Annotated in this window: 11 protein-coding genes; 4 read left to right on the top strand and 7 right to left on the bottom strand. The window is 67.8% G+C overall.

What is annotated here, in order from left to right; translation table 11 throughout:
- Positions 1-56 precede the first annotated feature (56 nt).
- On the bottom strand, positions 57-587 hold the full coding sequence (gene ssb / locus ACT6XY_RS20780) for a single-stranded DNA-binding protein (protein WP_444750214.1): 531 nt from the start codon (positions 585-587) through the stop codon (positions 57-59).
- Positions 588-998: 411 nt separating this feature from the next.
- Between ssb and uvrA the strand changes: the two genes are divergently transcribed.
- The 3 genes from uvrA to ACT6XY_RS20765 all read left to right on the top strand — a co-directional run bounded on the left by uvrA (position 999) and on the right by ACT6XY_RS20765 (position 5,541).
- Positions 999-3,920, top strand: a complete 2,922-nt coding sequence (gene uvrA / locus ACT6XY_RS20775; RefSeq protein ID WP_444750213.1) for an excinuclease ABC subunit UvrA — start codon at positions 999-1,001, stop codon at positions 3,918-3,920.
- A 39-nt stretch (positions 3,921-3,959) separates the two neighbouring features.
- Complete coding sequence (locus tag ACT6XY_RS20770; RefSeq protein WP_444750212.1) at positions 3,960-5,237, top strand: MgtC/SapB family protein; 1,278 nt, start codon at positions 3,960-3,962, stop codon at positions 5,235-5,237.
- A gap of 139 nt (positions 5,238-5,376) precedes the next feature.
- Positions 5,377-5,541, top strand: coding sequence for a DUF1127 domain-containing protein (locus tag ACT6XY_RS20765; RefSeq protein ID WP_444750211.1), 165 nt, complete (start codon positions 5,377-5,379; stop codon positions 5,539-5,541).
- A 3-nt stretch (positions 5,542-5,544) separates the two neighbouring features.
- Here the strand turns inward: ACT6XY_RS20765 and ACT6XY_RS20760 are convergent, their stop codons facing one another.
- Genes ACT6XY_RS20760 through yajC form a run of 5 tightly spaced genes read right to left on the bottom strand, consistent with a single transcriptional unit; the run spans position 5,545 to position 9,805 of the window.
- Positions 5,545-6,417: a phytoene/squalene synthase family protein gene (locus ACT6XY_RS20760; protein ID WP_444750210.1), complete on the bottom strand. Its 873-nt coding sequence runs from the start codon at positions 6,415-6,417 to the stop codon at positions 5,545-5,547.
- 11 nt (positions 6,418-6,428) lie between these two features.
- Entirely contained in the window at positions 6,429-6,827 is a 399-nt protein-coding gene (locus ACT6XY_RS20755; RefSeq protein WP_444750209.1) for an Mth938-like domain-containing protein, read from the bottom strand.
- A 1-nt stretch (position 6,828) separates the two neighbouring features.
- A complete protein-coding gene (secF, locus tag ACT6XY_RS20750) occupies positions 6,829-7,788 on the bottom strand; it encodes a protein translocase subunit SecF (protein ID WP_444750208.1) in 960 nt (319 codons plus the stop codon).
- A gap of 25 nt (positions 7,789-7,813) precedes the next feature.
- Entirely contained in the window at positions 7,814-9,430 is a 1,617-nt protein-coding gene (gene secD, locus ACT6XY_RS20745; protein WP_444750207.1) for a protein translocase subunit SecD, read from the bottom strand.
- A gap of 45 nt (positions 9,431-9,475) precedes the next feature.
- A complete protein-coding gene (gene yajC / locus ACT6XY_RS20740) occupies positions 9,476-9,805 on the bottom strand; it encodes a preprotein translocase subunit YajC (protein ID WP_444750206.1) in 330 nt (109 codons plus the stop codon).
- Between the two features lie 217 nt (positions 9,806-10,022).
- Here yajC and ACT6XY_RS20735 point away from each other — a divergent pair, with 217 nt between their 5' ends.
- Positions 10,023-10,904, top strand: a complete 882-nt coding sequence (locus ACT6XY_RS20735; RefSeq protein WP_444750205.1) for an ATP-binding protein — start codon at positions 10,023-10,025, stop codon at positions 10,902-10,904.
- A 120-nt stretch (positions 10,905-11,024) separates the two neighbouring features.
- Here ACT6XY_RS20735 and ACT6XY_RS20730 read toward each other — a convergent pair.
- The coding region (locus tag ACT6XY_RS20730; RefSeq protein ID WP_444750204.1) for a murein hydrolase activator EnvC family protein at positions 11,025-11,474 on the bottom strand (450 nt) is incomplete at its 5' end.

Genomic DNA, 11,474 nt, shown 5'->3' with positions numbered 1-11,474 from the left:
CGCCGTGGAGGGCCCGGTCGCGCCGGCCGCCACGCCCATCCTCCGGGCTCCGTCCGTCAGAACGGAATCTCGTCATCGTCCATCGGACGGCCACCCGCAGGCGCAGCGGACCGCCGCGGCGCTTCCGATCGCCCCCCGCCGGAGCGGCCCTCGATGGCGCCGCCGCCGAAGCCGCCCCCGCCGCCGAAGCTGTCGTCACCGTAGTCGGCGCCGCCACCGCCGCCACCGCCACCACCGCGGCTGTCGAGAAGGACCATCTCGCCGCGGAAGCGCTGGAGCACAACCTCGGTGGAATATTTTTCGACGCCGGACTGGTCGGTCCATTTGCGGGTCTGGAGCTGACCCTCGACGTAGACCTTGGAGCCCTTTTTCAGGTACTGCTCGGCGACCTTGGTCAGGTTATCGTTGAAGATGACGACCTGATGCCACTCAGTGCGCTCCTTGCGCTCACCCGAGGCCTTGTCGCGCCAGGTTTCCGTGGTGGCGAGGCGCAGGTTGCAGACCTGCTCGCCGTTGTTCAGCCGACGGATTTCGGGATCGCGGCCCAGATTGCCGATCAGGATGACCTTGTTGACGCTGCCTGCCATCGTCGCTCTCCCCTTCCCCGCAGCCTCTCGCCCGGGGCGCCTTGCGCTTGCATCGGTGCGAGACTTCCCACGTTCGCCGGCGCGCGTCACGGCTCGCCCGCCCAACTTTTTGCGGCTATCCCCCGTTTTTGACGGACGCAGCCTCGCTGACATGTTCCTTATTTGTTCTTTCGCCCGATGGCAAGAGGCGCTATGGTCATCGCGGAATCACGCGCATCCGGAGGCATCCTGTGCACGGCTGCCATCCCGCAACGCGAAGGTCTGGCGCGGGCTCTCGGGCGTTTCTACCTTGGGGAACGGGCGGCCGGCTTTCTGCTGCCATGTTCCTGCCGACAGCCTGCCTAGCCTTGAAGCCATGCCCAGCCTGAAACCGCGCAGCGTGCCCGCCCGGGCACCCGAAGGCCTGTTGAGATGAGCGATCTGTTCGACAAGTTCAGCGACGACGTCCGCCGCCCGGATTCCCGCTATATCTCGGTGCGAGGGGCGCGCGAGCACAATCTCAAGAACGTCGACCTGACGATCCCGCGCGACTCGCTGGTGGTGTTCACCGGCTTGTCGGGATCGGGCAAGTCGTCGCTCGCCTTCGACACGATCTATGCCGAGGGGCAGCGGCGCTACGTCGAAAGCCTGTCGGCCTATGCACGCCAGTTCCTGGAGATGATGCAGAAGCCGGACGTCGACCAGATCGACGGCCTGTCGCCGGCCATTTCCATCGAGCAGAAGACGACCTCGAAGAACCCGCGCTCCACCGTGGGCACGGTCACCGAGATCTACGACTACATGCGCCTGCTCTGGGCGCGGGTCGGCGTGCCCTACTCGCCGGCCACGGGCCTGCCGATCGAGAGCCAGACGGTCAGCCAGATGGTCGACAAGACCCTGGCCCTTCCCGAGGGGTCGCGCCTCTACCTGCTCGCGCCCGCCGTTCGCGGCCGCAAGGGCGAGTACCGCAAGGAACTGGCGGACTGGCAGAAGAAGGGGTTCCAGCGCGTCAAGATCGACGGCGCCTTCTACGAGATCGCCGACGCGCCCGCCCTCGACAAGAAGCTGAAGCACGACATCGACGTGGTGGTGGACCGCATCGTCGTCAGGCCGGACATGGCGACCCGGCTCGCCGACAGCTTCGAGACGGCGCTGAAGCTCGCCGACGGCATCGCCGTCATCGAGTTCGCCGATGCGAAGACCGAGGGCGGCGAACCCATGCGGGTGCTCTTCTCGGAAAAGTTCGCCTGCCCGGTCTCGGGCTTCACCATTTCGGAGATCGAGCCCCGGCTCTTCTCCTTCAACAACCCCTTCGGCGCCTGCCCGGCCTGCGATGGCCTCGGCGTCGAGCAGACGATCGACCCCGACCTCGTCATTCCCGACAAGGATCTGTCGCTGCGCAAGGGCGCCATCGGTCCCTGGGCGCGCTCCACCTCGCCCTTCTACACCCAGACGCTCGACGCCCTGTCGAAGCACTACGGCTTCTCGCTGACGACACCGTGGTCGAAACTGCCGGAGAAGGCGCGCAATGCCATCCTGTTCGGCACGGGCAGCGAAACCGTCACCTTCAAATACGACGACGGCCTGAGGTCGTATGAGACAACCAAGACCTTCGAGGGCGTGGTGCGCAACCTCGAGCGGCGGCTGAAGGAGACCGAGAGCGACTGGGCGCGGGAGGAAATCTCCCGCTACGTTTCCGACACGCCCTGCAAGGTCTGCTCGGGCTTCCGCCTGAAGCCGGAGGCGCTCGCGGTGCGGGTCGGCGGCGTCCACATCGGCGAGGTCTCGCAGATGTCGGTGCGCGGCGCGGGCGCCTGGTTCGCCGCCTTGCCGGAGAAGCTGAACGCCAAGCAGAACGAGATCGCCGTCCGTATCCTCAAGGAAATCCGCGAGCGCCTGCACTTCCTCATCGACGTCGGCCTCGATTATCTCACCCTCGGGCGCAACTCCGGGACCCTGTCAGGCGGCGAGAGCCAGCGGATCCGCCTCGCCAGCCAGATCGGCTCGGGGCTGACCGGCGTCCTCTACGTTCTGGACGAACCCTCCATCGGCCTGCACCAGCGCGACAACGAGCGCCTGCTCGGTACGCTGAAGCGGCTGCGCGACCTCGGCAATACCGTGATCGTCGTCGAGCACGACGAGGACGCCATCCTGCAGGCCGACCACGTGGTCGATGTCGGCCCCGGTGCCGGCATCCATGGCGGGCGCATCATCGCCGAGGGCACGCCGGCGGAGATCATGGCCAATCCGGCCTCGCTGACCGGCAAGTACCTGACGGGCGAGCTCGGCGTGCCCCTGCCGAAGCGGCGCAAGCCCCAAAAGGGCCGGTCGATGAAGATCGTCGGCGCCCGCGGCAACAACCTGAAGAACGTCACGGTGGATATCCCGCTGGGGCTCTTCACCTGCATCACCGGCGTCTCCGGCGGCGGCAAGTCGACGCTCCTGATCGACACGCTCTACCAGGCGGTGGCGCGCAAGCTGAACGGGGCGAGCGAGGCCCCTGCCCCACACGACCGGATCGAGGGCATCGAGCATCTCGACAAGGTCATCGACATCGACCAGTCGCCCATCGGCCGCACGCCAAGGTCGAACCCGGCGACCTATACGGGCGCCTTCACGCCGATCCGCGAGTGGTTCGCCGGCCTGCCGGAGGCGAAGGCACGCGGCTACGAGCCCGGCCGCTTCTCCTTCAACGTCAAGGGCGGGCGCTGCGAGGCCTGCCAGGGCGACGGCGTCATCAAGATCGAGATGCACTTCCTGCCGGACGTGTACGTCACCTGCGACGTCTGCAAGGGCAAGCGCTACAACCGCGAGACCCTGGAGGTCGTCTTCAAGGGCAAGTCCATCGCCGACGTGCTCGACATGACGGTCGACGAGGGCGTCGAGTTCTTCAAGGCGGTGCCGCGGGTGCGCGACATCCTGAAGACGCTCTCCGAGGTCGGGCTCGGCTATATCCATGTGGGGCAGCAGGCGAACACCCTGTCGGGCGGCGAGGCGCAGCGCGTCAAGCTGTCGAAGGAACTCTCCCGCAGATCCACCGGGCGCACCCTCTACATCCTCGACGAGCCGACGACGGGCCTGCATTTCCACGACGTCGCGAAGCTGCTCGAAGTGCTGCACGAACTGGTCAACCAGGGCAATTCGGTCATCGTCATCGAGCACAATCTCGAGGTCATCAAGACGGCCGACTGGGTCATCGACATGGGGCCCGAGGGCGGCGACGGGGGCGGCGAAGTTGTCGCGGAGGGGCCGCCGGAACTCATCGCCAAGGAAAAGCGTAGTCACACCGGCCGGTTCCTCGCCGAGGTGCTCGCCCGCAGGCCACTCAAGGTGAAGAGCGAGGCCGCCGAATAGAGCCGCCCCCGACGGGGGCCGCGAGGCGCGTGTGAGGGCATGACGGAACTCGAACTTGCCCAGCGGCTCGGTGTCGCGCTCGCCGTCGGCGCGCTGGTCGGCGCCGAGCGCCACTGGCGCGACAGGGCGGAAGAGGACGGGCAGCGCACCGCGGGCCTGCGCACCTACACCCTGATCGGCATGCTCGGCGGCATCACGGGCGCCCTCGAGTTCGCCCTGCGCGGCACGGGCGGCGGACCGCCCGGCCTGTTGGTGGTCGGCGTCTTCGTCGCCTTCTCGCTCGTCTTCGGCCTGTTCCAGTACCGCGAGCAGCGGGCGGAGCAGTCCTACAGCGTCACCTCCGTCATCGCCGGCATGGTGACGTTCGCGCTGGGCGCACTCGCCGTTCTCGGCGACATGCGCCTCGCGGGGGCCGCCGGCGTCGTGCTGGTCGCGATCCTCGCGTCGCGGGAGGCGCTGCACCGTTTCGTCGAGGCGCTCACCTTCACCGAACTGCGCTCGGCCATCGTCCTGCTGGCGATGACCTTCGTCATCCTGCCGCTGGTGCCGGACGATCCCATCGGTCCCTTCGGCGGCGTCTCGCCGTCGCGGATCTGGACCCTCGCCATTCTGGTCGCGGCCATTTCCTTCGCCGGATACGTGGCGGTGAAGCTGCTCGGCGAGCGCAACGGCGAACTGGTGGCCGGGGCCGTCGGCGGCCTCCTCTCGTCCACCGCAACGACCGTGACCAACGCGCGCCGTTCGGTCGACGGCGGCGAGGCCGACAAGCTGGCGGCGGGAGCCCTCGGCGCCGGCCTCGTGTCCTACGGCCGCACCAGCCTCCTGGTCCTGGTGCTCGCGCCCTCGGTCCTGACGACGGTGGCGCCTCCTCTCGCCGCCGCCGGTCTCGTGATGGCGGCGGCCGCCTTATGGCTGGCGCGCCGCGACACGGAGGGTCACGGAGCCAGCGAGACAGCCAACCCCTTCGACCTGTGGAAGGTCTTCCAGATGGCGCTTCTGCTCACCGCCATCGCCTTCGCCACGCGCGCGGCAGCCGCCTGGTTTGGCGACACCGGCGCCATCGCCGTTTCCGCCATCACCGGCCTCGCCGACGTCGACGCTCCGGTCATCACCGCCGCCGGCCTGCTCGGCGGCGGCCTCAGCGCGGAGACCGCCGCCCTCGCGATGATCGTCGCCGTGACCAGCAACACGATCGCCAAGGCGGCCTACGCGCTGATGCTCGGTGCCTGGCGGTTCGGCCTCGTCTTCGCCGCGGTCTCGGCCGCAGCGCTCGCGGCGGGCGCCGCCGCCTATTTCGGGATGCGGCTCCTTGGCTGATGAGAATTCCTTAACGATCGCATGTGCCTATCGCATAGCTGCGGTGCACAATTTCTGATCTCGCAACTGCAGCATAATGACTATCTAGCAGGCACGGGACGGGTCACGAACACCCCCGTCCGGATCAGGACCGATCGCCATGCTGTACCTCCTCAACGCCCTCATCGCCCGCTTCAAGGCTCATCTCGTCTATCTGCGCACCCGCGAGGAGCTGACCCAGCTCGACGACCGCGCGCTCGCCGACCTCGGCTTCCAGCGCGGCGAGATCGAGTACATCGCCCGCCAGGTTGCAGACGCCCGCTGAGGCTCAGGCGCGGCCGAACCGCCGCGCGAAGCGCCACATCGCCCATTGAAGCCGCCACTGCGACACGTCCGGTGGCGGCACGAACGGGTTCTCGACGGCGCCGAGCCGCTTCAGGCGCGGCATGACGGTCGCGAGCGGCACGAAGGCCGCGACCGTGCGCCGGTCGGCGGACCGGGCGAGGGTCTCGGCCGCCGCGGCATGTCGGGTCGCCATGGCGACCATGGCGTCGCGCACCCTCAGGATCGCGGTCGAAGACCTTCCCGCCACCACGTCGTCGCGGGCGATCCCTTCGGCGGCGAGCATCTCGGCCGGAATGAAGACCTGGCCGCGCGAGGCGTGGAGGCCCAGCGAGCGCAGAAGGCCCGTCAGGGCATAGGCCATGCCGGCATGGCCGGCGAGTTCGCCGGTGCGCGGATCGTCGCCGCCGGCAAGCACCAGCGCCCCCATCTGCATCAGCGCCCCGCTCGTCTCCCCGCCATAGCCCTCCAGATCCGCCACTGACGGCATCGGGTCGTCGTAGAGGTCGAAGACCCGCGCCTCAATGAGGTCCATGAGCGGCTTGATCGGCAGGTTGTGGCGACCGACCACGTCGAGCACCGCCGCCGCCACCGGATGGGAGGAGACGTCGCCCCTGCCCTCGCCGGTGAGCACGTCGCGCCACCACTGCAGGCGCACCTCGCCCGGCAAGGGCTCGGAGACGCGGTCCCGCACCGAAGCGATCTCGAGGTTGAAGGCCGCGAGCGCCAGGAGGTCGCCGCGGCACTCGGCCGGGGCGAAGAGGGCGGCGAGCCAGCGGTCCTTGTCGCCGTCGCGCACCAGCTGGTCGCAGTGCGCGTAGGCGGGGGCGAGAGCCTCCGGGGGCGGGAGCGGCGCCATCGTTTGGCCCGTTACCCGACCGCGAGAAGGGCCGCCGCGACCCTGCGGTTCTCGCCCAGCATGATGTTGTAGGTGCGGGCGGCAGCGCCCGTCGCCATCACGTCGAGACTGATGCCTGCCTCCCGCAGCACCCAGCGCACGGCGTCGTCGACGGGCCGGGGATCGACGCCCGTGCCGAGGAGCAGCACGTCGATATCAGCGCGTTCCGCGACGATGGCGTCGAAATCGGCGGGAGCGAGCAGCGCACCGTCCTCAGGCGGCCAGGCGTGGACGCCCGAGGGCAGCGCCAGGATGGAGCCGCGATGGCTCATGTCGGCGAATCGGAAGCCACCGCGGCCATAGGCGTCGATGGCGAAGCGCCCGGGAACGAACCCCTCGTGCAGGACCCTGAGCGGTTCGCCGCGCGGCACGTCAGGCCTTGGCCTTCACCGCAGCTCCCTCGCCGTCCTCGGCCTCGGCGCGGGCCGTGCCGAAGCCGCCCTGGCGCAGGCCAAGATAGATGAGGATCGGCGCGGCGATGAAGATGGAGGAGTAGGTGCCGATGATGACGCCCACCAGCATCGAGGCGGTAAAGCCCTGGATCACCTCGCCGCCGAAGAAGAACAGGCCGAGCAGGGCGAGGAAGGTGGTCGTGGCGGTGATGGTGGTGCGCGACAGGGTGGAGTTGATGGCGACGTCCAGCAGTTCGGCCACCGGCAGCTTCTTGTGCTTGCGCAACATCTCGCGGATGCGGTCGAACACGACGACCGTGTCGTTGAGCGAATAGCCGATGATCGTCAGCACGGATGCGATGGACGTGATGTCGAAATCGGCTTGCGTGAAGATGTAGAAGGCCATGATCGCCGTGACGTCGTGCAGCGTCGCGATCATCGCCGCTACGGCAAACTGCCACTCGAAGCGGAACCAAAGGTAGACCAGCACGGCGAGGATCGACAGGATCACGCCGATCACCGACATCTGGACGAGCTCGGAGGAGACGGTCGGGCCGACCACCTCGGTGCGGCGGACGTCGTAATCCGCGTCGATGAGGGCGCGCACACGCCTCAACGCCGCCTGCTGGCCCGGTTCGCCGCCCGGCTGCTCGCCGTAGCGGACCATTACCAGGTTCGGTCCGCCGAACTCCTGCAACTGGACGTCGCCGACATTGGCACCCTGCAGACGGGTCCGCAGCTCGCCGATGTTGGCGTTGCCCTGCTTGGTCTGCAATTCGACCAGCGTGCCGCCCTTGAAGTCGATGCCGATGTTCAGGCCGATCGTCAGGAAGCCGACGATGGTGGCGATCGAGATCAGCGCCGATAGCCCGAAGGCGAAGGGCCGGAACTTCATGAACGGGAAGGACGTGTCGTCCGGAATCAGTCTCAGCAGGCGCACGGCGGAAGTCTCCCAGTCGCCCGGATCACATCGGAACCCGAGCCGGCTTGAACAAGCGCAGCCAGATGACGACCAGATAGCGTGTGAAGGTGATGGCGGTGAACATCGTGGTGAGGATGCCGAGGCCGAGGGTGAGCGCAAAGCCCTTCACTGGACCGGTCCCGAGATAGAACAGGATGATACAGGTGATGAGCTGGGTGATGTTGGCGTCCATGATGGTGCCCATCGCCTTGGTGAAACCGCCGTCGATGGAGGCGATCACGCTGCGGCCCGATCGCACCTCCTCGCGGATGCGCTCGAAGATCAGCACGTTCGAATCGACCGCCATGCCGACGGTGAGCACGATGCCGGCAATTCCCGGCAGGGTCAGCGTCGCGCCGATCAGGCTGAGGAGCCCGAACATCATGACCACGTTGACGATGACGGCGATGTTGGCGAACAGGCCGAAGAGCCCATAGGTCGCGAAGATGTAGATCAGCACGAAAATCGAGCCGATGATGGCGGCCCGGGTGCCCGAGGTGATGGAGTCCTGGCCGAGCGAGGCGCCGACGGTGCGCTCCTCGACCACGGTCAAGGGCGCGGGGAGCGCGCCGGCGCGCAGCAGCAGGGCGAGGTTGGCCGAACTCTCGGCGGTGAAACGGCCGGAAATCTGCCCCGAACCACCGAGAATGGGCTCGCGGATCACCGGCGCCGAGACCACCTTGTTGTCGAGGATGATGGCGAAGGGGCGGTTGACGTTCTCGGTCGTCGCCTGGGCGAACTTGCGGCCACCGGACGAGTTGAAGCGGAAGTTGACCACCCACTCAGCCTGCTGCGCGTTGAAGGCGGCCTGCGCATCCACCAGTTCCTCGCCGGAGACGATCACGCGGCGCTGGATGACGTAGGGAACCTGCTGGACGACGCGATTCCCCTCCTTGACTTCCTCATAGAGGATCACGCTATCGGCGGGCGGCCGGCCGGCGAGCGCCTGTTCGGCCGTCACCGACTGGTCGACCATGCGGAATTCGAGCTTGGCGGTCTGGCCGATGATCGTCTTCAGGCGCTGCGGGTCGCGCTCGCCCGGCACCTGCAGGAGAATGCGGTCGATACCCTGGCGCTGGATCACCGGCTCGGTGGTGCCGAGCTGGTCGATACGGCGGCGAACCACCTCGATGGACTGGGTGACGGCGCGCGAGATCTTGTCGCGGATGCCGGCATCGGTGGCCGTCACCGTGAAGCTGTCGCCGGAGCGGGAGACGTCGAAGTCGTACTGGCCGGAGGTGGAGAAGGCGCCGCCGATGAGCTGCGGAATCTTGCGCAGTTCCGTCAGGGCGAGATCGCCGTTCTGGCCCTCGCGCAGGCGCGCCACCACGGCATTGCCCTGGAAGCCGAGGTTCTGCACCTGCAGACGGTTGTCGCGCAGCACGCGCCGCACGTCGTCGCGCAGATTCTCCAGCATGGAGCGGCGGACCTCGTCCGAATCGACCTGCAGCATCAGGTGGACGCCGCCCTGCAGGTCGAGACCGAGGGTCATGTGGGTGCGCAACGCGCGCGGGAGCTTGTCGACCCAGGACTGCGGCATGACGTTGGGCGCCGCCAGCAGCATCGTGGCGAAAACCGCCACCAGGATCAGGGTCGCCTTCCAGCGCGTGAAGCTCAGCATCGATCAGTCATCCTCGGCGGCGGCCGCTGGCAGCGGCCTGATGCGTCACTTCTCGTCTGCGGGTTCGCTCTTCGAGCGCAGGTCCGAGACGAACTGCTTGGCGGCCCGGATGCGCACGTTGTCGGCGATCTCGAGCTCGATGGTCGAATCGTCGATCACCTTGGTGATCCGGCCGATGACGCCGCCCGAGAGCGTCACCTGGTCGCCGCGACGCAGGCTTCCGATCATCTCCTGATGCGCCTTCACCTTGCGCTGCTGCGGACGCAGGATCAGGAAATACATGATGATGAAGATCAGAATGAAGGGCAGCATCGACATCAGGATGTCGTTGGTGCCGCCCGCACCGGTCTGCGCGTAGGCCGGGGTGATGAACATGTGGGATCCTCTTGGGGATTTCCCGCCGCGGAAGCGCGGCTGGACGGGATTTTGGCGCGGACTATAGCCAGCAAGCCGTCGATTGCAACGATGCCGTCGCGCCGGTCGCGATACCGGGCGAACCGCCATGTAAGCCGCCCGCGGCATTCTTTCCAGTAGGGCTCATTGCCTCATCTGCGGCGCTGGTGCATGGGACGGGAAAATCGCTCCCGGAGGTATGCCCTTGTCCGATCCCCTCACCCTCGATGCGCTCCACCGCATCGCGGCCGCGCTGGAGCGGCTCGCGCCCCCCGCCCCCAGGCCCCCCGACCTCGCCGCGGCCGACGCCTACGTCTGGAACCCGCAGGGGCCGAAGCTCGACCCGGTTCCCAAGGTGAACCGCGTCGAGATGGTGCTGCTGCGCGGCATCGACCGGGCCCGCGACACGCTGATCGAGAACACGCGCCGTTTCGCCGAGGGTCTGCCGGCCAACAACGCGCTGTTGTGGGGCGCGCGCGGCATGGGCAAGTCCTCCCTCGTGAAGGCGGCCCATGCCACGGTCAACGGCGACCTTTCGCAGGCCGGCCGGGAGGCTGTGCTGAAGCTCGTCGAGATCCACCGCGAGGACATCGAGAGCCTGCCGCAGCTCATGGCGATGGTGCGCGGCACCACCTATCGCTTCATCGTGTTTTGCGACGACCTGTCCTTCGACCACGACGACACGTCGTACAAGTCGCTGAAGGCGGTGCTGGAAGGCGGCATCGAGGGGCGACCCGACAACGTCATCTTCTACGCCACGTCGAACCGCCGCCACCTGCTGCCACGGGACATGATGGAGAATGAGCGCTCGACCTCGATCAACCCCGGCGAGGCGGTGGAGGAAAAGGTCTCGCTGTCGGACCGGTTCGGCCTCTGGCTCGGCTTCCACAAGTGCAGTCAGGACGAGTACCTCGCCATGGTCTTCGGCTACGCCGCCCATTTCGGCATCGCGACCGACGAGGAGCAGCTGCGCGCCGAGGCGCTCGAATGGGCCACCACCCGCGGTTCGCGCTCGGGTCGCGTCGCCTGGCAGTTCGTCCAGGACCATGCCGGGCGCGCCGGCCTCAGGCTGGAGGCCTGACCCCAAGAAAAGAGATGGGGCGGCACTGCCGTGCCGCCCCGAAAAGACCGGTCCCTTTGGAGGTCGCAGGAGAGGACCGATCGACTACCCGTGCCCGGCGCGCGCCGGAAATTCCGGAATTCAGTTCGCTCCGAGGAAGGCCATCGGATCGACCGGGGTCGCGCCGCGGCGGATCTCGAAGTGGAGCTGGGGCGAGGAGACGTTGCCGGTCTGGCCGGCCGCCGCGATGGTCTGGCCGCGCCGCACCTGCTCGCCGCGCCTGACCGCAATCGTCGAGTTGTGCGCATAGGCGGTGACGTAACCGTTGGCGTGGCGGACCAGCACGAGGTTGCCGTAGCCGCGCAGCTCGTTGCCCGCATAGGCGACCACGCCGTCCTCGGCGGCCTTGATCGGCGTGCCCTGCGGCACCGACAGCTTGATCCCGTCGCTGGAGCCGGCACGGAAGCCGGTCACCACGCGGCCGCGCACCGGCCAGCGGAACTGCGGTTCGGCCGACGCCGCGCGGGCCGGAGCCTCAGCTGCCGCGGGTGCCTCGGCGACAGGAGCAGGAGCCGGGGAGACCGGCTGTGC

The sequence above is a fragment of the Phreatobacter sp. genome (genome assembly GCF_052440005.1).
Taxonomy (GTDB): domain Bacteria; phylum Pseudomonadota; class Alphaproteobacteria; order Rhizobiales; family Phreatobacteraceae; genus Phreatobacter.
This window is presented reverse-complemented; position numbering and strand designations above follow the sequence as displayed.